This window comes from Micromonospora sp. NPDC049900 (assembly GCF_044461025.1).
Classification (GTDB): Bacteria; Actinomycetota; Actinomycetes; order Mycobacteriales; family Micromonosporaceae; genus Micromonospora.
The window spans coordinates 222,802-242,914 of the sequence record NZ_JBITKM010000003.1; the positions used below are offsets into that span (position 1 = coordinate 222,802).

Genomic DNA, 20,113 nt, shown 5'->3' on the forward strand with positions numbered 1-20,113 from the left:
TTCTCAGGCGGCCGTCGCCGGCGGACCGCGCATCGACGACGGAGGTAAGGCCGCATAATGTCCGACTTCCCGTTCCTCTCGGTGCTCACCGTGGCGCCGCTGGTCGGCGCAGTGGTGGTCGCCCTCCTGCCGCGCAGCCGGCCGACGCTGGCCAAGCAGGTCGCACTCGGCTGGTCGCTGCTGGTGCTGGCGCTCTCCGTGGTCATGTGGGTGACCTGGCAGGTCGACGGCGACCGGTTCCAGTTCCGCGAGTCGTACCCGTGGATCCCGAACTGGGGCGTGAACTTCACGTTCGCGGCCGACGGCATCGCGCTGGTCATGCTGATGCTGATCGCGGTGCTGGTGCCGCTGGTGATCCTGGCCTCCTGGCACGACGCCGAGTCCTCGAAGCGCTCGGTGCCGGTCTACTTCGCGCTGCTGCTGGTCCTCGAATGCACGATGCTCGGCGTCTTCGCCGCCGCCGACGTCTTCCTGTTCTACGTGTTCTTCGAGGTCATGCTGGTGCCGATGTACTTCCTGATCGGCAGCTACGGCGGCCACCAGCGGCAGTACGCGGCGGTCAAGTTCTTCCTCTACTCCCTGGTCGGCGGTCTGTTCATGCTGGCCGCGGTGATCGGCCTCTGGGTGGTCGGCGGCAAGACCTTCGACTGGGTGGCGCTGTCGCAGGTGGACATCTCCACCGGTGCCGAGCGCTGGCTGTTCCTCGGCTTCTTCGTCGCGTTCGCGATCAAGGCGCCGTTCTTCCCGTTCCACACCTGGCTGCCCGACGCCGGTGGCGCGGCCCCGGCCGGGGCCGCCGCGCTGCTCGTCGGCGTGCTGGACAAGGTCGGCACGTTCGGCATCATCCGGTACTGTCTGCCGCTGTTCCCGGACGCCGCCCAGTGGTTCGCGCCGTGGGCGCTGGGCCTCGCGGTGATCGGCATCATCTACGCCGCCCTGCTGGCGGTGGGGCAGAACGACCTCAAGCGGCTGGTGTCGTACACGTCGATCGCGCACTTCGGCTTCATCGGCGTGGGTCTGTTCGCCTTCACCACCCAGGCCGGTACCGGTGCCGTGCTGTACATGGTGAACCACGGCCTCGCCACCGGCCTGCTCTTCCTGGTGGTCGGCATGCTGGTCGCGCGCCGGGGCTCGGCGCTGGTCAGCGACTTCGGTGGCGCCGGCAAGCTGGTGCCGGTGCTGGCCGGGGTGCTGTTCTTCGCCGGTCTCGCCTCGCTGGCGCTGCCCGGCACCGCGCCGTTCGTCTCCGAGTTCCTGGTGCTGATCGGCACCTTCACGGTGAACAAGCCGGTCGCGGTGATCGCCACGCTGGGCATCATCCTGGCGGCGGCGTACGTGCTGTGGATGGTGCAGCGGACCACGCAGGGCACGCTCAATCCCGCGCTGACCGAGATCGACGCGATGAAGCGCGACCTCAACCTGCGTGAGAAGGTCGTCGTCGCTCCGCTGATCGCGCTGATCGTGGTGCTCGGCTTCTATCCGAAGCCGGTCACCGACGTGATCAACCCGGCGGTGCAGGCGACCATGGAGGACGTCGGTCGGACCGACCCGGCCCCGACGGCAGGCAACGTCCAGGAGGCCAGCCGGTGAGCGCGAGGAGTGAGCTCGCGAGCCCCGCAGTCGCGAACGAAAGGTTGACTCGGTGAACGAGTTCGTACTGCCGCCGATCGACTACGCGGCACTCGCGCCGATCCTGATCATGATGGGCGCGGCAGTGCTGGGGGTGCTGGTCGAGGCGTTCGTGCCGCGCCGGTTGCGGCACCCCGTCCAGCTTCCGCTGGCCCTGCTGGCGGTGCTCGCCGCGCTGACCATGGTGGTGTTCAACGCCGACAAGCGGGTGATCACCATCGGGGTGATCGCGATCGACGGGCCGACGCTGTTCCTCCAGGGCGCGATCCTGGCCCTGGCCGGCGTGGCGCTGCTGCTGATGGGCGAGCGGTCGGTGGAGCGGGGCGGCGCGTTCGTCGCCCAGGCCGCGATCACCGCCGACTCGCCGGAGGACCGGCGGCAGGCGGCCAACTCCGGTGGTGCCGGTGAGGTCTACCCGCTGACCACGTTCGCCATCGGCGGCATGCTGATCTTTGTGGCGGCGAACGACCTGCTGACCATGTTCATCGCGCTCGAGGTCTTCTCGCTGCCGCTCTACCTGCTCTGCGCGCTGGCCCGTCGGCGACGCATCCTGAGCCAGGAAGCGGCGATGAAGTACTTCCTGCTGGGCGCGTACGCCTCGGCGTTCTTCCTGTTCGGTGTGGCGCTGCTGTACGGCTTCAGCGCCGGTCTGGGCGACCGTCAGGCGGGCGTCGACTTCGCCACCCTCAACGCCGCCGTGGCCAACTCGACGGCCAGCCCGGTGCTGCTCTTCGCCGGTATGGCGCTGGTCGCCATCGGCCTGCTGTTCAAGGCCGCCGCCGCGCCGTTCCACGTCTGGACGCCCGACGTCTACCAGGGTGCCCCGACTCCGGTGACCGGTTTCATGGCGGCCTGCACGAAGGTCGCCGCGTTCGGTGCCCTGCTGCGGGTGTTCCACGTCGCCTTCGAGGGCGCACGCTGGGACTTCACTCCGGTGCTCGGCACGGTGGCGGTGCTCACCATGCTGGTCGGCGCGGTGCTCGCGGTCACCCAGACCGACATCAAGCGCCTGCTGGCGTACTCCTCCATCGCCAACGCCGGTTATCTGCTGGTCGGCGTGCTGGCTCCGGGCCGGGAGGGGCTGTCCGGCACGATGTTCTATCTGGTGGCGTACGGCTTCACCGTGCTGGCCGCGTTCGCCGTGGTGACCCTGGTCCGGGACGCCGACGGCGAGGCCACGCACCTGTCCCGTTGGGCCGGGCTGGGCCGCCGCTCGCCGGGGTACGCCTCGGTCTTCACCTTCATCCTGCTCGCCTTCGCGGGTATCCCGCTCACCAGCGGCTTCACCAGCAAGTTCGCCGTCTTCGCCCCGGCGCTCGACGGCGGTCAGGTGTGGCTGGTGATCGCCGGTGTGCTGACCAGCATGGTGCTCGCCTTCCCGTACCTGCGGGTCGTGGTGATGATGTGGCTCTCCGAGCCGGGTGACGCGACCCCGACCGTCACGGTGCCGGGGGCGATGACCTCGGCGGCGCTGGTGATCGGCGTACTCGCGACCCTGGTCCTCGGCGTCGCGCCGGGTGCGCTGCTCGACCTGACCACCGGCGCCGCGGACTTCATCCGGTAGCGGCGTCACCTTCCGTTTCGGGGGCCGGTCCACGGGTGTGGGCCGGCCCCCGCCGCGCCTCCCCGGTCCGCTGCAGGTAGAGCCCGTGTGGCATGGTGGAGGAGTGGTGATTAGGGGTGGCGAGCGTTCAGGTGTCACCGGCTCCGGTGGCCGCCGGAGCCGGCACGCGGGCCAGTTCGGCCCGCTCGGTCTGCATCTCGCCGACCCACACACCGAGGCGTCCGTGCTGGGCCTGCTGGAGACGATCGAGGTCGAGCTGCGGGCCAGTGTGGCCAGCGCCGATCCGTTCGTGACCGAGGCCGCCCGACACCTGGTGGAAGCGGGCGGAAAGCGTTTCCGGCCGCTTCTGGTGGCGCTGGGCGCACAGTTCGGCGAGCCCGCCCGGCCGGAGGTCGTCTCGGCCGCCGTGGTGGTGGAGTTGACCCACCTGGCCACGCTCTACCACGACGACGTGATGGACGAGGCCGCGGTGCGCCGGGGTGCGCCGAGCGCCAACTCCCGCTGGACGAACTCGGTCGCCATCCTGGTCGGTGACTACCTCTTCGCGCGGGCCGCGGACGTCGCCGCCGAGCTGGGTCCCGAGGCGGTACGCCTCCAGGCGCGTACCTTCGCCCGCCTGGTGCACGGCCAGATCGCCGAGACGGTGGGCCCCCGGGCCGACGCCGACCCGGTGCAGCACTACCTGGACGTGATCGCCGAGAAGACCGGTTCGCTGATCGCCACCAGCGCCCACTTCGGCGCGCTGTTCAGCGGCACCGGCCCGGAGCACGTGTCGGCGCTGGCCGGGTACGGCGAGACGATCGGTGTCGCGTTCCAGCTCTCCGACGACCTGTTGGACATCGCCAGCGAGTCGGAGGAGTCCGGCAAGACGCCCGGCACCGACCTGCGGGAGGGTGTGCCGACCCTGCCGGTGCTCTACGCCCTCGCCTCGGACGATTCGGACGCCGCCTCGGTCCGGCTGCGGGAGATCCTGGCGACCGGCCCGCTGACCGACGACGCCCTGCACACCGAGGCGCTCGGACTGCTCCGGGAGAGCCCCGCGCTCAAGCGGGCCCGGGAGACGGTCCGCAGCTACGCCGAGGACGCGCGGGCCCGGCTCGCGCCGCTGCCGGACGTGCCGGCGCGTCGCGCCCTCGAATCGCTCTGCGACCACATCGCCGACCGCACGAGCTGACCAGCACTCCCTGTTGTCCTCCGGGCGTGCGGTCAGGATGACGCGGGCCGGGCGGACAGCATCCGGGTGGCGGTGAGCATGAGTACGGCCGCGGTGAGCATGGCGGCGGCTGCGGTGAGCCACATCGCCGGGTAACCGGCGGCGGCGGCGAGCGGCCCGAGGGCCAGTGGGCCGACGCAGCCGCCCGCGTACACCCCGGTCTGGGTGATGGAGGTGGCGGCGGCCGGTGCCTGGGGGTGCAGCCGGACCACGGCGAAGTTCATCAGTCCCGGCCAGGACCAGCCCAGGCCGAAGCCGAGCAGGACACCGACCACCAGTGCCCCGGAGCCGGCCACCGCGAGCAGGCCCAGCCCCAGCGCGCCGACCGCCAGCAGGCCGGCGATCACGGTGACGTGTCCGCCGGTCCGCCGGTCGGCCAGCCAGCCGATGCCGATCCGCGCGGCGACGCAGACCGCGCTGCCGAGGGTCAGCATGAGTCCGGCGAGGGCGGGACCGTGTCCCCGGTCCACGGAGGCGTCCACCAGGAAGGTGCCCAGCGCGTTCGCCGCGCCGGCCGCGAGCGTCGCGGCCACGCCGATCACGACCAGCCCGACGGTCGCACTCCCGGCCGGCCGGTCCGACCGCTGGACTGGTTGCGGCCCGTGTGACGGTACGAGCGGCAGGGTGGCCAGCGCGGCACCGGCGGCCGCCACGAACGCCCAGCGCCAGCCGACGGTGAGCGCGAGCGTGGGGACCGCCGCGCCGGCCAGCAGGGTGGAGACCGGGATGGCCGCCTGCTTGACCCCGAACGACAGACCCTGTCGCCGGGTGGGTACGTGCCGGGCCAGCAGCAGGTTGCTGGAGAGTTGGCCCAGCGCGTTCGCGGTACCGGCGACGGCCAGCAGGACGAGCAGCATCGGGTACGAGCGGGCCAGCACCGCCACGGCGAGCAGTGAGCCGGCGGAGATCAGGATGCCGACCCGGGCGACCACGCCACCGCCCCAGCGTTCCACGAGTGCGCCGGAGGGAACCGAGGCGAGTGCGCCGACGCCGAAGTAGACGGCCACGGCGATGCCCAGCCCGGCCGGGTTGAAGCCCAACTCCTCGCGCATCTGCACGGCGAGGCCGCCGACCAGGAAGACCGGCAGGACACAGGCGATGGTGACGGCCACGGCGGTGGTGGCGGCCCGGACGGGGCGGGTGGCGGTCTCCGGGGCGCGGGACGGGGCGGTGTGGGTCATGGTGGGGCCAACCTACGCCTGCCGCATTCTGGCAACGGAAAGTGCGGTCAGTGTCACATCGGGTATCCGACGAACGGTGATCCTCCACCCGATCAGGCGTTTCGCGGCGGGCTCCTTTTTCATATGGTGTAAGTCCCCGGTGGCGGAGGTGGTTGTGCGTGACCCCCTGGCGGAACCTTCGGATCTGATCCGAAGCGTCTCCCGCGCACTTCGAGTGCTCGAGTCGGTCGGCCGTGCCCCGCGTGGGCTGACGGTGAAGCAGATCGCCCGGCGATGCGAGCTGACCGTGGCCACGACGTACCACCTGGTCCGCACACTGGCGTACGAGGGTTACGTGATCCGCCGGGAGGACGGCACGTACATCGTGGGGCTGGAGGTGGCCGACCGCTACCGCGAGCTGGTCGCCGCGTTCCGGGGCTCGCCCGCCGTGGGGGAGAACCTGCGTCGCGCGGCCATCGAGACCGGGTGGAGCCACTATCTCGGCCGCTTCGTGGGCGGCCAGGTCGCCATCACCGCCGTCGCGGAGGGGAACCGTTCGCCGTACCTGGAGGATCTCGTTCCCGGGTTCGACGAGGGGGCGCACGCGACCGCGCTGGGCAAGGCGCTGCTCGCCACGCTCACCGCCGAACAGCGGCACCGCTACCTGCGGGAGTACGGCATGCGGCCGTTCACCAGCGCGACCCTGACCACACCGGAGGCGTTCGAGGCCGACCTGGCGGCCGGCGAGCGGCGCGGGATGCAGCTCGAACTGGGCCAGTTCCGGCAGGGGGTGGCCTGCGCGGCCGTCCTGGTCACCCCCGACAAGGACATGGAACGACGGACGGTGCTGGCCTGCGCGCTGCCGGCCAGCGAGATGATGACCTCCGCCCGGGTGGTCCGCACGAAGCTGATCGCCACCGCCCGCGCGATCGCCGACTGCCTGGCCGCCGAGAACTGACCGGAGCCGACCGAGCCGCCGAGGGCTGACCCGCGAGGGTTGCCCGGCGCGAGACGGCCCCCTTCCTGGTGGGAAGAGGGCCGTCGGGAAGCGGCCGGCACGGAGCCGGGGCGGGGTCAGCTACCGACCGGTCCGCCGTCCAGCCGCCAGGTCACCACCACGCCCGGTTTGGCGTAGTCGCCGTCCGGCCAGGTGGAGGCCGGGTTGTCGACGGAGGCGCCGGTGACCTCGCCCGGGTGCTGGACGGCGACGAAGAGCGAGCGGTTGTCGCCGGTGATGAACGGCCCGCAGGTCTCCGCACCGCGCGGCACGGTGAGGAACTGCTTGAGGTGGCCCCGCTCCGGCCCGTCGGTCGGGGTGGCGAAGAGGCCGTCGTTGCTGCCCAGGGCGTTGCCGTCGGTGGAGATCCAGAGGTTGCCGGTGACGTCGAAGGCCACGTTGTCCGGGCAGGAGATCGGCGACACCTTGGTCTTGTCGTACCCGGAGAAGTAGGTCGACGGGTCCGCCGGGTCGCCGCAGACGATCGGCAGCGACCAGGTGAAGGTCTCGGCGGTGTTGTCGCCCCGGTGCTCGACCAGCTCCAGGATCTGCCCGTGCCTGTTGTTGCTGCGCGGGTTGGCCTCGTCCGGCCCGGGGTTGCTGCCGACACCCCGGTTGGTGTTGTTGGTCAACGCCACGTAGACCTTGCCGGTGAGCAGGCTCGGCTCGACGTCCTCCGGGCGGTCCATCTTGGTGGCGCCGACCTTGTCACCGGCGAAGCGGGTGAAGGTGAGCACCTCGGCGGCGGTCATCCCGTCCACGAAGGAACGGTTGCCGCTGACCAGCTTGATCCAACGGCCCCTGCCGTCGAAGGCGCCGTCCGAGGGCAGCCGGCCGGACCCGTCGATCTCGTCGGCGCTGGTCTGGTCGAGCCGGGCGACATAGAGCGTGCCGGACTCCAGCAGCGTCAGGTTGTGCTTGCGGGCGACCCAGGAGTCGCCCCTGATGAACTTGCGGTCCGAGACGAACTTGTACAGGTAGTCGAAGCGCTCGTCGTCGCCCATGTACGCGACCACGTGTCCGCTGCGGGCCACGATCACGTTCGCGCCCTCGTGCTTGAATCGGCCCAGCGCGGTGTGCTTGCGGGGGCGGCTGGCCGGGTCGTACGGGTCGATCTCCACGATCCAGCCGTGTCGGTTCGCCTCGTTCGGGTGCTTGGCCAGGTCGAACCGGTCGGCGGCGCGGTCCCATTTGCGGTTGCCGCTGGGGTAGCGGGTGGTGGTGTTGATGCCGTACCGGGCCAGTCGGGGCTTGTCGGCCGCCGGGGCGGCGTCACCGCCGACGAAGTACTGGTTGAAGTTCTCCTCACCGGAGAGCACGGTGCCCCACGGGGTCACCCCTCCGGCGCAGTTGTTCAACGTGCCGACCACCGTACGTCCCCTGGGGTCGGCGGCGGTCTTCACGAAGGCCGACCCGGCGGCCGGGCCGGTCAGCTCGAAGGTGCTGCTCAACGCGTCGACCCGCCGGTTGTACGGGCGGCGGCCCGAGGTGACCGCGCGCCACTGCCCGGTGCCGGCGACCCGCTCGATCTCCACCACCGACATGCCGTGCGCGGCCATCGACACCTTCACCTGCTCGGCGGTGAGCGCGTCGAGGCTGGTGAAGCCGGGGAACATCAGGTCCTCGTTGGTGTACTCGTGGTTGACCACGAGCAGGGCCCGCCGTCCGCCCTTGTCCAGCGGCAGCACACCGACGAAGTCGTTGTTGTAGCCGAACTGGCGGGCCTGCGCGGCGGCCGTCTGCCGGCGCAGGTCGAAGGCGGGCGCGCCGGGCAGCACCGGGTCACCCCAGCGGATCACCACCGCGTGGTCGTAGCCGTTCGGCACCACGAAGCTGTCCAGCGTGTTCGGCGGGATCGGCGAGAAGGTCAGCGCTCCGCTGCCGACGCCCCGGCCGCCCGGGGCGAAGGTGGTGGCCTCGGGCACCACCGGGGAGCCGGGTGCCGCAGCGGCGGCAGCGCCGCCGGCCAGTGCCCCGGCGCCACCGCCGAAGCCGAGCACCAGCGCACCGACCGCCCCGGCGCGGACCAGGCCCCGGCGGGAGACCTCGGCGTCGACCAGGTCGCCGAGGTAGGCGTTGTCGGAGGTGTTGGGCACCGGGTGGTCGCAGGCGTTGCCGCAGCGGTAGAGACAGGTCATGGCGTCGCGGCTGCCGTGGCGGGGAGTGCCCAGCAGCGGGAGCAGCCGGGGACGGTCGCTCATGGGAGGAGCCTCCTGAGGGTCACGCGCCGGTGCAGCTCACCGACGGGTACCCGCCGGACGCTAGGAGGGCGTGGTGAGCGGTGGTCGGCCTCGATGTGAACCGGCGATGAACTCCCCGTCGGGAATCCCAGGTCGCGCACACGGTGAACTGTTCGGCGTGACCGCACGTATCCCTGGTCGTAACGCCGCGCCCGCTCGGTCGAGAGCGAGGAGAGGACCATCAGCGACCACGACGCCCACCTGCTGCGCGCCCTGCACGACGAGCATGCCGAGGCGCTGTACGCGCACGCGTTGCGGCTGGTCAACGGCGACCGGCAGCGCGCCGAGGACCTGGTGCAGGAGACGCTGCTGCGGGCCTGGCGGCATCCGGAGTCGCTCGACCCCCGGCGCGGTTCGGTCCGCGCCTGGCTGTTCACCACCGCGCGCAACCTCGCCATCGACGCCTGGCGGCGCCGGTCGACCCGGGTCGGCGAGGTCTACACCGACGAACTGCCCGAGCCCAGCGAGGTCGTGGACGAGACGGAACGCGCCGTCGAGGCGTGGACCGTGGCGGAGGCGCTGAACCGGCTCAGCCCGTCCCACCGGGACGTCCTCGTCGAGTGCTTCTACCAGGGCCGTTCGGTGTCCGAGGCGGCCTCCCGGCTCGGCGTGCCGCCGGGCACCGTGAAGTCCCGTACCCACTACGCGCTGCGCTCACTACGGTTGGTGCTGGCGGAGATGGGGGTGACCGGATGAGCCGTTGCGACCACGCCTTCGACGATGGCGCGTACGTCCTGGGCGCCCTCTCACCCGCCGACCGGGCCGCGTACGAACGTCACCTCGTCGGCTGCCACGACTGCCAGCAGTCGGTCTCGGAGATCGCCGTGCTGCCCGGCCTGCTCGGTCGGCTGGACCCGTCGAGCCTGGAGCAGTTCCTCCCGCCGCCGGAGAACCCCCGGGTGCCCGAGCTGCTCAACGCCGCGCGGGACCGTCGGCGCCGGGAGCGGCAGGCCAACCGGCTTCGGTACGCGGTGACCGGTCTCGCGGCGGCGGCCTTCGCCCTGCTGGTCGGCTTCGGTGTGGCGACGATGCTGCCGACCGAGCAACCGGGCTCGCCGCCGCTGGCACAGGTGCGCCTGGTCGCGATGGAGCCGGTGAGCGGCACGGTGCCGGTGCACGCCGAGATCGGCCTGCGGCACACCGACTGGGGCACCGAGGTCACCATGCACTGCGGGTACGACGAGCACACCGGATACGGCAAGGCGCACGCCTTCCGGCTGGTGGCGTACGGGCCGGACGGTGCGGAGGAGCAGATCGGCTCGTGGCGTGCCGCGCCCGGCGACGATCTGCGGATCACCGGCGCGACCCGGTTCACCAACGCCGAACTGGTCCGGCTGGAACTCATCCGCGCCGACGGCACCCCCGTGCTGGCCTACGACGTCCGCTGAACCGCCGGTCGGCGTGCCGCGGACCGGTCGGCGTGGGAGTGGACCGGTCAGCGTGGGGCGGGCACGGCCGCCGCCGCCCCGATCTCGCTCTCCTGGCGGGAACGGCGGGTGCGTCGGGCGTGCCGGACCGCGTCGGCGGTGAAGACGATCAGCGCGAGCCAGACCAGCCCGAAGCCGACCAGGCGCGCGGGTGGCATCGGCTCGTGGAAGATCAGCACACCGCAGGCCAGTTGGAGGATCGGCGCCACGTACTGGAGCATGCCCAGCGCGGTCAGCGGCAGCCGGTTCGCGGCACCCGCGAAGAGGAGCAGCGGGATGGCGGTCAACGCGCCGGCCAGCACCAGCAGCAGCGCGTGCCCGACCGAGACCCGGCCGAAGGTGGCGTCGCCGGTGGTCGCGAGCCAGCCGAGGAACACCAGCGCCGGCACGGCCAGCACGGCGGACTCGACGAAGAGGCCCTCCGCCGGGGGCAGCCCCAGCCGCTTCTTCACCAGGCTGTATCCGCCGAACGTGAAGGCCAGCGTCAGGGCGAGGTACGGCAGCCGGCCGTAGTCGACGGTGAGCACCGCCACCGCCAGCGCACCGACCCCGAGCGCGGCCCACTGCGCCGGGCGCAGCCGCTCCCGCAGCACCAGCACACCGAGCAGGACCACCACCAGCGGGTTGATGAAGTAACCGAGGGCGGTCTCCACCACCCGGTCGGAGTTCACGCCGTAGATGTAGGTGAACCAATTCACCGCGATCAGGGTGGCGGCGGCACCGACCCCGGCCAGGGCGCGCGGCCGACGCAGCAGGGCCCGCAGGAACCCGATGTTGCGCATCACGGCGAGCAGTAGGGCGACGAACACCACCGACCAGATGACCCGGTGGGCCAGGATCTCCAGCGGACCGGTCGGGCGTAGCAGCTTGAAGTACAGCGGGAAGAACCCCCACAGCAGGTACGCGACCAGGCCGTAGAGGTATCCGAGGCGGAGCGGTGTCACGTGTTCACCGTAAGGGGCGGATCGCCCTGTGGATCCTTGCTGGTGAGCGGCGTCACCGTCGACTCACGCCGGTCGAACTCCATCCACCGGTCGGCGCGTACGACGGTGAAGCCGAGCTTCGCGTACACCCCGTGCGCGTCGTTGGTGGCGAGCAGGATCCGGCGTACGCCGATCTCGGCGAGATGGTCGCGGACGGCACCGGCCAACCAGGTGCCCAACCCGTGGCCGCGTTCGGCCCGGTCCACGTAGACGTCGCAGAGGTAGGCGAAGGTGGCCCGATCCGTGATCACCCGCGCGACGGCGACCTGTCGGCGGTCCGTCGGGCGGTACACGCCGAACCCGAGCGAACCGGCGAACGCCGCACCCACCGTCGCGCGGTCCCGCCCGAGCGCCCAGTACGCGTCGGTGGAGAGCCAGGTGTGCACCAGGTCCAGGTCGAGCAGGTCGGGCGAGGTGCTGATCGTGTAGCCGTCGTGGCGGGTCCGGGTGAACACCCTCGGGACCCTAGTCGGCCCGGCAGTTCGGTGCGGCCCACTTACCCGCCGTGGGTCGGGCGGTCACCGTCGGTGTCGAGGGTGACCGCCCGGCGGACGGTCGGTCGGGGCGGTCGACGAGGTCGAGTCGCCCCCGGGTCAGTCGCGGTCGAGGATGGCGCCGAGGATCCAGGTGACGATGCCGACGAAGAGGGCACCCAGCACCGCGGCGGGCCAGAAGCCGTCCACGTCGAAGGGCAGCCCCACCTGGTCGGCGATCCAGCCGGTGAGCAGGAACAGCAGACCGTTGACCACAAGTGCGATCAGACCGAGGGTGAGCAGGTAGAAGCCGCACCCGACGGTCTTGATGATCGGCTGGAGCACCCCGTTCACCACGCCGAAGATGACCGCGACGAGGACCAGCGTCAACACCGTCTCACCGAACGAGTCGGTGCTCAGGGAGATGCCGGGGATGACCACAGTGGCCAGCCAGAAGGCCACCGCCGTGGCGCCGACCCGGATCAGTAGACCTTTCAGAAAATCCATGGCGGGCATGGTGTCACGGCCGGCGTACCGGCGAAACCCACGTGATCAACTGCGCCCATGTCGGACGGCTGCCCCGATGAGCTGCGCTTCGATCGGCGTGACGGTCAACAGCGCCCAACGCAGGGCTCGCCGGTTGACCACCGCCACCATGTCGGGCCGAGCGCGCGCCAACCACTGCGCGGCGTCGCCGAGGCCCAACGCGCCACCCGCGACCGCCGAACCGGCCCGACTCAGCGGCGACAGCACCGCCAGGTCGGCGCGGGCCAGCGCGTCCGCGTCGGCCGAGGTCAGCTCGTCGCGGACCAGCATGATGGTCTGCCAGGGCGCGCCCGGACGCGGGCCCGGTGGCGGTGGCGGCGCGTCCCGCACCACGAGCACCGGGGACAGCGGGGTCGCGGGCGGACCCTCCGTCGGACCGTCCGGTGGCACCAGCGGGATCACCCGACCGGGTACGCCGACGCCGCGCACGAAGGGCTCCCAGGCGTGTGGCCGGGTGGTCTGGACCACCACCCGGGCGCCGAGCGCCATCGCCCGCACGGCCACCAACTGGGCGGTGGGCACCCCGCCGACGAGCATCACCCGGGTGCTCTCCGGCCGGAACAACCGGACCGTGACGGGTCCACCGTGCCGGTTGGTGCCGAGCATCAACCCGGCCGAACCGTACGACAGGGTCGGCTCCCCGTCGTCCGCGGCGGACGGTGTCGAGGGGCCCCGGCGACGGCTCAGCGGTCGCACCGCACCCGACCGAAGCGGCAGCGCCAGCGGAAGCGTGCCGGCGAAGCCGCACAGGTGGGTGCCGTCGTTGCGGACGAGCACCCCACCGGCGGCCCGCACGATCTGCTCCAGCGCGCGGCCGGCGGTGGACAGCTCGGCGGGCGTCGCCGCGCTCAGGCGGACCGTCAGCTCGCTCCGGCCCGGAGTCTCGGTGTCGGCCAGCAGCGACACCGTGGTGGCGGTCACCGGCAGTGCGGAGAGTCGGGGCACCAACCGGCGCAACGGCTCGGTCGACCAGCGTCGGAGCGTGAAGGTGCACTGCACCAGTCCACCGCACCGGACACCCTGCCAGGTCTCCCGCAACGGGCGTCCGTCGTGGTGCGCGAGGTCGGCGAGTATGCGCAGGGTCGCCTGCGGGCCGAGCGGACGAACGGTCAGTGGCCGCAGCCGCCGCACCATCCGGCGTACGGTACCGGCGAGCGCCCGTTGCAACGCCTCCTCGGGCCAGCCCGGCACGCGCACCACCCGGACGGCCAGCACCACGCGTTCCCCGCCGGCCAGTCGCCCGTCGGTGAGCTGCCGATACGAGGTGGACACCGGCCCGCCACCGGCCGCGACCGCCGGTGCCGCCGTGATGGTGAGCAGGAACTGCACGCGTACCGGTGGCAGGTCGGCCGTGCGGGTCGGCAGCAGCGCGGCGGGCGGGGGCAGCGCGCGGACGCCCGCACCGAGCAGGTCGGTGGCGTCGCCGACGTCCAACAGGGCCACCAGGCCACCCGGGTCGTCGACGGCGGCGGCCGGGGATCCGGCCAGCTCGACGGGGCGGACGACCGCGTCCGGGTCGACCAGGTCGAGCAGTGTCGTCGCGTGGTGGACCCGGCGACGGCGGATCAGATACCCGGACCCCAGCCGCAGCCACTCGTGCAACCACCGTCGACGTACCCGGACCCAGGCACCGGCCAGCAGCGCTCCGGCCGGCAGGGCGGCGGTCGCCGTCGGCAGCGCGCCCAGACCCGATGCGGCGACGAGCATCGCCACGGCCACCTGCGTGGTGACGATCTGGCCCACGCTCGGCCGGTACGCGCTCGGTCTCCACTGTGGTCGGTCCCGCCCGTCGCCGGTCAAGGGGTGGGCATCGGCGGCGCGGTGGGCGAGGGCGCCGGTGTCCGGCGCTGCGGCCCGTCGGTCGATCACACCCCGCGACGTCATCGAGGCCCATCGTAGTAGCCCGCCCGGCTGCCGCGTTGTCCACAGGGGAGCATGGCGGGGTAGCAGAAATGCGATGGTGTCGCTACTCTCAGCGACGAGTTCTCGTTGGTCCGTCCCGCGTCGCGCTCGCCCTCCGGCGGCGCGGGTGGTGTCGTCCATGGGCCAGCCACGATCGAGAGACGAGGTGACGTCGGGGTGTCCTCCCAGACCCAGGCAGAGGCCGCGGTGATGCAACAGACCGCGGCGAAGTTCGAGCAGACGGACCAGTCGTTGCAGTCGATGCTCAGTGGACTGCTGGCCCAGCTGGCGATTCTCCAGCAGGCCTGGCGCGGGGCGGGCGGCCGGTCGTTCGAGCAGGTGAAGCAGCAGTGGGCGCAGGATCAGGCGAACCTGCAGCGGGCCCTCCGGGAGACCGCAGGCGCGATCCGCACCGCAGGTGCGAAGTACGACGCATCGGACACCGAGGCGGCCGGCCGGGTGTCCGCCACCAACCGCGGCGGCATCCAGCTGCCGCTCTGAGGCCCGTTCATCAGGGCGACGGTCGAGCCGGGGCGGAGCCCGGGCGGCGATCCGGCACCACGCCGGCCGGCCGGTCCCTGTGCGACGGGCCTCGGGCCACGACCCAGGGGGAAGACTTCGGATGGAGAACGGTGTGCTGGTCGTCAACTTCGCCGCGCTGCAACAGGCAAGCGCGGACATCCAGCGGGCCCTGAACACGCTCGAATCGCAGCTCGGCCAACTGGAGCAGGATGCCGCTCCGCTGGTGTCGAGCTGGTCCGGCGAGGCGCAGCAGGCGTACGAGCAGCGGCAGGCCCGGTGGCGCAACGCCTCACAGGACCTCCAGATGATGCTGCGCGACATCAAGGTGGCGGTGGACGAGTCCGCGACCGACTATCTCGACACCGAGAAGCGCAACGCCGGCCTGTTCCAGTGACCGGAGGTGGGGTCGACCGCCGGGTGCGGTCGTCGGTCGGCCCCACCGTGACCGGCGATCGTTGAACGACTGCTCCGGTCAGCGTGGCTCGGCCGGACGCCACCGTCGCCGGACACCCTGCGGCACGAGGACGGCGGCCAGCACGACGACGGTCACCGCCAGCAGCCCGGCGGCGGTGAACAGGGCCGCCCGCTCCCGCACCGCAGCCCGCCGGGACTCCTGTGCCGCACGTGCCGGGTCCGGCCGCTCCGCGTCCAGCCCGCCCGCCGGTCGCGCGCGCGGCGTCGTGCCGACCTCCTCGGTGACCGCCCGGTACGGATTGAGCACCCCCACGCCGTACCCCCTGCCGGGAGCCGGGTCGGCGGTCGCGAGGATCCGGCGGGTCACCTCCGTAGCACTCAGGTCGGGGCGGTACTGGCGCACCAGCGCGGCGGTCGCGGCCACGAAGGGCGCGGCGTAACTGGTCCCCTCGGCCCGCTGGTGGCCGCGTCCGGGCGCGGCGATCAGCACGTCGGTGCCGGGGGCCACCAGGTCGACGTAGGGGCCGGTCTGGGAGAACCCGGCCCGTGTCCCGTCGGCACCGATCGCGCCGACCCCGATCACCGGCTCGTAGGCGGCGGGGTAGGGGCGCGGATCGCCCTCGCCGTGCAGGTTGCCGGCGGCGGCCACCACGACCACGTCCCGGGCCGCCGCGTAGGCGACCGCGGCACGGACCGGCGGCCGGTCGGCGTAGAGCACCACGGACAGGTTGATCACGTCGGCACCGTTGTCGACCGCCCAGCGGATCGCCGTGGCGAACTCCTCCGCAGCGACCGTGCGTCCCGCACCCTGACCGTCCACGACCTGCTGTTCGCTGACCCGGACCGGCAGGATCTTGGCGTTCGGCGCCAGACCGTGGAAGGCGACGCCGTCATGCGGTGCGGCGGCGATGACGCTTGCCACGCCGGTGCCGTGCCCGACGCAGTCCCGGGTGCCGTCGCCGCCGGGGTCGAGCAGGTCGAGACCGTCGAGCACCCGACCGGCGAGCTGCGGATGACGGCGGTCCACGCCCGAGTCGACCACCGCGACGGTCACCCCGGACCCGTCGGCCAGCGCTGACAGCCGTGCCGGGGCGTACCGGTCCTGCGGCCAGGGTGCCGCGGCGACCGGACGGGCCGGTGTCGGCGGCGCGGCGCAGCCCGGCGCGACCGCAGCCGCCGGGAGTTCGGCCGGTACGGGCCGCGTCGCCACGGCGGGCGTCGATGTCACCGGCCCGGCCAGCAGGGCGGCGGCCACGCCGGCCAGGAGCGGGCGCGGGACGTACCAAGACATCGGCCGCCTCCGTATCGTGTCGACACCGGAACGGGATGTTAGCGCCACCCGGCGAACCGGGCGGACCGGCGGCGGCCTGGCATTGTGATCTTGTGGACACCTTGTAGGTTGTAAGCGATACCTATGGCTGTGCCCGGGAGGAGGGGTGGCCGTGACCGACTGGGCGCCGGCCACCGAGGCCGAGGCGGCGATGCGGGACGCGCTGCGCGGCAACGACCAGCAGTCGTACTTCCGCATCCTGTCCCGGGTCGAGCTGCTGTTGCCGATCTCCGCCCAGCCCGTCCCGGGCCAGGTGCCAGCGGGTTGGGGCACCTGGACGACCGGTGGCCGCACCCACGTGTTGGCGTTCACCTCCGCCGAGGCGATGCGGTCCTGCCTCGGTGACCACGCCGGGCCCAGCCGACGCTCCGGGTACGCCGAGCTGGCCGCCGGCTGGCCCAACCACGAGTGGTGGCTGGCCGTCAATCCCGGCCTGCCGATCGAGGGCTACCTGCCCGCCTGGTACGTCTCCCAGTTGTCCCGGGGCGACGTCCGGCTGCCCGGGCGCACGGTCGGTGCACGGGCCCGGTTGGAACGGGTGGAGGCGCTGAACCGCTCGCGCGACGCCCGCGCCCAGAACACTCCGCCCGCCCCGGCGGTCACCCCACGGTCGTCCGGAATCGGCCCGGTACGCCCGGCCCCGCCCTCGCCGCAACCGGTGGCCCCGGCGGCCTTCCAGTTGCCCGAGTCGCCGGTGGCGGCGCCCGGCACGGTGGCCGGTCCGCACCAGCGGCCCGGTGGAGCCCCGCCGGGTCGATCCGACCTCGGGCGGAGCGCCCCCGCCCCGGACCGCGCCGCCGGTCAGGAAACCCTCGGCAGTCGACTGAGCGCGGTCGGTGGTGGACGGGTGGAAGAACCGGTCGGTCCGCCACCGGGTCGACCGGTGCCGGCGCAAGGCGAGGAGCCGACGGTGGCCGGTCCCGGCTGGCCGGGCACCCCGGGCCGAGCCGGCCCGCCGACCAACGGCCGTACCGCCGACACCGGCCAGGCGCCCCGCAAGTCCTTCTTCGAGCCGGCGAACTCCCGTACCAGCCAGCGCGCCGACCGGCTGACCGACCGGGCGACCCCGCCGTCCCGGCTGGCGGCCCGTGGTGCGCAGCCGTTCCCCCGACGCGGCACGGCCGGTGATCCGTCCGCCGAGGGGCAGACCCGCGCCTTCGACTTCGGCGGTGCCGAGTCGGGCGTCCGCCCCGAGCCCGGTGGCGAGCCGACCCAACAGGTGCCGTCGCCCGGTGGTGCGCCGCAGGAGCCGACCCGCCCACTGCGGGTGCCCCCGCCGAACGGCTGGACGGCACCGGGTGGTCACGCCGACAGCGGTGACCCCACCGAGGCCCTGCCCCCGCGTGCCCCCGCCGAGCCCACGGAGGAACTGTCGGCTGCGGAACCGGTCTCCGGCCCGCCCGCGCCCCGCCGTGGCTTCACCCCGATCGTGATCGAGGGCACCATCATCGAGGCCCGCGACCTCAGCTCGATCGACGACGTCCCGCCCCGGCCGTACGAGCCCGCCACTGCCCCGAGCGCCGAGCCGACACTGCGCGTTCCGCCGGTCGAGGCCGAGCCGACGGTACGGGTCCCGACGCCGACGGCGGAGCCGACCGCGCAGGTTCCGTTGGTGGAGGCCGAGCCGACCACATGGGTGCCCACGGTCGGGGCCGAGCCGACCGTTCGGGTGCCGTCCGACGAACCCACCGCCCGGGTTCCGTCGACCGAGCCGGAGACGACGGCGTGGGTGCCGACGGTGGAACCCGAGACGACGGCGTGGGTGCCGACAGTCGGGGCCGAGCCCACCGTCGAGGTGCCGTCTGCGGGGGCGGAGCCGACGGTGCGGGTTCCGATGCCGACGGCGGAGCCGACCGCGCAGGTTCCGTTGGTGGAGGCCGAGCCGACCACGTGGGTGCCCACGGTCGAGGCCGAGCCGACCGCGCCGGTCCCGTCGACCGAGCCGGAGACGACGGCGTGGGTGCCGACGGTGGAGCCCGAGACGACGGCGTGGGTGCCCACGGTGGCGGATCCGACCGGATGGATCCCCACGATGGCATCCGAGCCGACCGCCGACGTGCCGTCGGTCCAGGCCGAGCCGACCGCTGAGGTTCCGCCAATCGGGTCCGAGGCGACGGCCGAGGTGCCGTCGGTCGGGGCCGAGCCGACTGCTGACGTCCCGTTGGTCGGGCCCGAGCAGCAGACCGTCCTGCTCCGGGGGACGACGCCGGAGTCGGCGATCGCCACCGAGGTGATCACGCCGCCGGTGTCGCCCACGTCCCCGCAAGCCGGGGCGGACGTGTCTGGCGACGGGGCCGAGCCGACGGTGCAGACCATCCCGGCCGCCGTACCGGACACGGCATCCGCTGCCGCGCCACCGGCCGCCGGTGCCGACTTCACGCCGGCCAACGACGTCGAGGTGAACCTGCTGGAGGCGGCGGAGGCCGGCAGCACCGACACGTTCCTGTCCACGCTGCTGCTGGCCCGGGTCCTCATGCCGGTGGCGGCCGACTCCGTCGCGGGCACCCGACCGGGCGAACCCGGCTTCGTCTGGCCCACCGTGCAACTGGACGGCCAGACCTTCGTGGTGGCGTACACCTCGCCACAGCGGCTGGCCGATCACACCGATCCGGCCGCCGCCGAGACGCTCCAGGTCCGCTTCGTGCAACTGATCCGCTGCTGGCCGGACACGTCATGGTCGTTCGCGGTCAATCCCGGTACGCCGGTCGGGGCCAAGCTGCCCGGTGAACAGATCGTCGGGCTGGCCACCTGGGCCGCCGAGCTGGGGCTCGGTGACGAGCCGGAGCGGGAGACCGAGTCGGCGACCGAGCCGTCGATGTCGTCACGCAGCCCACGGGAGGCCGCACCGGTCGTCGACCCGGTGCGGCCGATCGTGATGCAGAAGGCGATCGCCCCCAGCCAGCTCGGCTACTACCTGGAACGCGGCTACGACCGGGTCTCCGGCTTCGTACACCGGGCCGGTGAGCTGGCCCATCTCGACACCCCGGCGAAACTGTACGAGGCGCTCGGCCTCAACCATCCCGAGTCGCCCTTCGCGGCCGACGCCGAGCAGATCTACGTGCTCAGGTGGCCGGCGTACCGGCCGAGCCTCTACCGGATCCCGTACGGCGGGCAGAGTGAGGCCGCCATGCGGGCGATGGAGGGCTGGGTGATCGAGCGTCCGCCGTTCCGGGGTAACGGGTTCGCCCCCGGCGAGAGTTCCGACGTGGTGGCCGAGTTCAAGGTGGACAGTGTCCGGCTGCCGCACGGCACCCAACTGTTGCGGATCGGCGCGGACGGCACCGAACGGCTGGTCGCCGTGCTCGACACCGACACGCTCGCCTGGCGGCAGGTGGGTGAGCGGTGATGCGCGACGGCTACGTGGCCCGCTGGCGGGGCCGGGAGTACCAGGCCAGCCCGGACGGCAGCGACATCCGGCTCTACCGGCCGGAGGCCGCCGACGGCTTCGAGGAGGTCCGCGCCGGCCGCCACGTCCGCGTCGTCCCGGCTGCCGAGGTCGAGGAGTTGGCGTACGTCCGGACGACCTGCACCTGGCAGGGACAGCCGTTCATCGTGCTGGCCGTGCACGACGGATGGCTGCGGGTCGAGTACACCGGTGGCCGGTGGCCGGTCGCCCAGGCGATGCGGTTGGAAGCCTTCGACTTCGGGGTCTACCAGGGCTGGGCGCCGGTCGGCGAGGTCACCGACGTCCGCGAACAGCGGATCTGAGCACC

General features: G+C 72.6%; 17 protein-coding genes. 10 read left to right on the plus strand and 7 right to left on the minus strand.

Annotated features, from left to right (window positions below; genetic code table 11):
• Positions 1–57 precede the first annotated feature (57 nt).
• The 3 genes from ACIBMZ_RS09335 to ACIBMZ_RS09345 all read left to right on the plus strand — a co-directional run bounded on the left by ACIBMZ_RS09335 (position 58) and on the right by ACIBMZ_RS09345 (position 4,367).
• Positions 58–1,590: an NADH-quinone oxidoreductase subunit M gene (locus ACIBMZ_RS09335; protein ID WP_396692101.1), complete on the plus strand. Its 1,533-nt coding sequence runs from the start codon at positions 58–60 to the stop codon at positions 1,588–1,590.
• A gap of 52 nt (positions 1,591–1,642) precedes the next feature.
• A complete protein-coding gene (gene nuoN / locus ACIBMZ_RS09340) occupies positions 1,643–3,193 on the plus strand; it encodes an NADH-quinone oxidoreductase subunit NuoN (RefSeq protein WP_396692102.1) in 1,551 nt (516 codons plus the stop codon).
• Between the two features lie 103 nt (positions 3,194–3,296).
• Positions 3,297–4,367: a polyprenyl synthetase family protein gene (locus ACIBMZ_RS09345; protein ID WP_396692103.1), complete on the plus strand. Its 1,071-nt coding sequence runs from the start codon at positions 3,297–3,299 to the stop codon at positions 4,365–4,367.
• 32 nt (positions 4,368–4,399) lie between these two features.
• Here the strand turns inward: ACIBMZ_RS09345 and ACIBMZ_RS09350 are convergent, their stop codons facing one another.
• On the minus strand, positions 4,400–5,587 hold the full coding sequence (locus tag ACIBMZ_RS09350) for an MFS transporter (RefSeq protein WP_396692104.1): 1,188 nt from the start codon (positions 5,585–5,587) through the stop codon (positions 4,400–4,402).
• A 154-nt stretch (positions 5,588–5,741) separates the two neighbouring features.
• Between ACIBMZ_RS09350 and ACIBMZ_RS09355 the strand changes: the two genes are divergently transcribed.
• The gene (locus ACIBMZ_RS09355) at positions 5,742–6,524 is read left to right on the plus strand and encodes an IclR family transcriptional regulator (RefSeq protein ID WP_396692105.1); all 783 of its coding nucleotides are present in this window, start codon (positions 5,742–5,744) and stop codon (positions 6,522–6,524) included.
• Positions 6,525–6,640: 116 nt separating this feature from the next.
• Here ACIBMZ_RS09355 and ACIBMZ_RS09360 read toward each other — a convergent pair whose 3' ends face one another.
• Positions 6,641–8,764 (minus strand): PhoX family protein, encoded by a 2,124-nt coding sequence (locus ACIBMZ_RS09360; RefSeq protein WP_396692106.1) that lies wholly within the window; start codon positions 8,762–8,764, stop codon positions 6,641–6,643.
• A 240-nt stretch (positions 8,765–9,004) separates the two neighbouring features.
• On the opposite strand from ACIBMZ_RS09360, the gene ACIBMZ_RS09365 reads away from it, so the two are divergent.
• On the plus strand, positions 9,005–9,499 hold the full coding sequence (locus ACIBMZ_RS09365; RefSeq protein ID WP_233527450.1) for a sigma-70 family RNA polymerase sigma factor: 495 nt from the start codon (positions 9,005–9,007) through the stop codon (positions 9,497–9,499).
• The gene (locus tag ACIBMZ_RS09370; RefSeq protein ID WP_396692107.1) at positions 9,496–10,191 is read left to right on the plus strand and encodes an anti-sigma factor family protein; all 696 of its coding nucleotides are present in this window, start codon (positions 9,496–9,498) and stop codon (positions 10,189–10,191) included. The genes ACIBMZ_RS09365 and ACIBMZ_RS09370 overlap by 4 nt, the downstream gene beginning before the upstream one ends.
• Positions 10,192–10,238: 47 nt before the next feature.
• Here ACIBMZ_RS09370 and rarD read toward each other — a convergent pair whose 3' ends face one another.
• The 4 genes from rarD to ACIBMZ_RS09390 form a co-directional block, all read right to left on the minus strand.
• Positions 10,239–11,174: an EamA family transporter RarD gene (rarD, locus tag ACIBMZ_RS09375; protein ID WP_396692108.1), complete on the minus strand. Its 936-nt coding sequence runs from the start codon at positions 11,172–11,174 to the stop codon at positions 10,239–10,241.
• Positions 11,171–11,668 carry a GNAT family N-acetyltransferase gene (locus ACIBMZ_RS09380; protein WP_396692109.1) on the minus strand — a complete coding sequence of 166 codons (498 nt, stop codon included), beginning with the start codon at positions 11,666–11,668 and terminating at the stop codon, positions 11,171–11,173. Before ACIBMZ_RS09380 ends, rarD begins: the two co-directional genes overlap by 4 nt.
• 138 nt (positions 11,669–11,806) lie before the next feature.
• The gene (locus ACIBMZ_RS09385; RefSeq protein ID WP_396692110.1) at positions 11,807–12,193 is read right to left on the minus strand and encodes a phage holin family protein; all 387 of its coding nucleotides are present in this window, start codon (positions 12,191–12,193) and stop codon (positions 11,807–11,809) included.
• Positions 12,194–12,238: 45 nt separating this feature from the next.
• The gene (locus ACIBMZ_RS09390) at positions 12,239–14,116 is read right to left on the minus strand and encodes a type VII secretion protein EccE (protein ID WP_396692111.1); all 1,878 of its coding nucleotides are present in this window, start codon (positions 14,114–14,116) and stop codon (positions 12,239–12,241) included.
• Positions 14,117–14,311: 195 nt separating this feature from the next.
• Between ACIBMZ_RS09390 and ACIBMZ_RS09395 the strand changes: the two genes are divergently transcribed.
• Both ACIBMZ_RS09395 and ACIBMZ_RS09400 read left to right on the plus strand, forming a co-directional pair.
• Positions 14,312–14,635 (plus strand): WXG100 family type VII secretion target, encoded by a 324-nt coding sequence (locus tag ACIBMZ_RS09395; protein ID WP_396692112.1) that lies wholly within the window; start codon positions 14,312–14,314, stop codon positions 14,633–14,635.
• Positions 14,636–14,756: 121 nt separating this feature from the next.
• On the plus strand, positions 14,757–15,050 hold the full coding sequence (locus ACIBMZ_RS09400; protein WP_396692113.1) for a WXG100 family type VII secretion target: 294 nt from the start codon (positions 14,757–14,759) through the stop codon (positions 15,048–15,050).
• A 78-nt stretch (positions 15,051–15,128) separates the two neighbouring features.
• On the opposite strand, the gene mycP is transcribed toward ACIBMZ_RS09400, so the two are convergent.
• On the minus strand, positions 15,129–16,361 hold the full coding sequence (gene mycP, locus ACIBMZ_RS09405) for a type VII secretion-associated serine protease mycosin (protein ID WP_396692114.1): 1,233 nt from the start codon (positions 16,359–16,361) through the stop codon (positions 15,129–15,131).
• A 151-nt stretch (positions 16,362–16,512) separates the two neighbouring features.
• Here mycP and ACIBMZ_RS09410 point away from each other — a divergent pair, with 151 nt between their 5' ends.
• Positions 16,513–19,746 (plus strand): SseB family protein, encoded by a 3,234-nt coding sequence (locus tag ACIBMZ_RS09410; protein ID WP_396692115.1) that lies wholly within the window; start codon positions 16,513–16,515, stop codon positions 19,744–19,746.
• Positions 19,743–20,108 (plus strand): hypothetical protein, encoded by a 366-nt coding sequence (locus tag ACIBMZ_RS09415; protein ID WP_396692116.1) that lies wholly within the window; start codon positions 19,743–19,745, stop codon positions 20,106–20,108. Before ACIBMZ_RS09410 ends, ACIBMZ_RS09415 begins: the two co-directional genes overlap by 4 nt.
• Positions 20,109–20,113: the final 5 nt, after the last annotated feature.

Coding starts and splice junctions, on each gene's coding strand:
- ACIBMZ_RS09335 (WP_396692101.1), top strand. CDS start 58: ATGTCCGACTTCCCGTTCCTCTCGGTGCTCACCGTGGCGCCGCTGGTC.
- ACIBMZ_RS09350 (WP_396692104.1), bottom strand. CDS start 5,587: ATGACCCACACCGCCCCGTCCCGCGCCCCGGAGACCGCCACCCGCCCC.
- ACIBMZ_RS09360 (WP_396692106.1), bottom strand. CDS start 8,764: ATGAGCGACCGTCCCCGGCTGCTCCCGCTGCTGGGCACTCCCCGCCAC.
- ACIBMZ_RS09370 (WP_396692107.1), top strand. CDS start 9,496: ATGAGCCGTTGCGACCACGCCTTCGACGATGGCGCGTACGTCCTGGGC.
- ACIBMZ_RS09385 (WP_396692110.1), bottom strand. CDS start 12,193: ATGGATTTTCTGAAAGGTCTACTGATCCGGGTCGGCGCCACGGCGGTG.
- ACIBMZ_RS09390 (WP_396692111.1), bottom strand. CDS start 14,116: ATGACGTCGCGGGGTGTGATCGACCGACGGGCCGCAGCGCCGGACACC.
- ACIBMZ_RS09400 (WP_396692113.1), top strand. CDS start 14,757: ATGGAGAACGGTGTGCTGGTCGTCAACTTCGCCGCGCTGCAACAGGCA.
- mycP (WP_396692114.1), bottom strand. CDS start 16,361: ATGTCTTGGTACGTCCCGCGCCCGCTCCTGGCCGGCGTGGCCGCCGCC.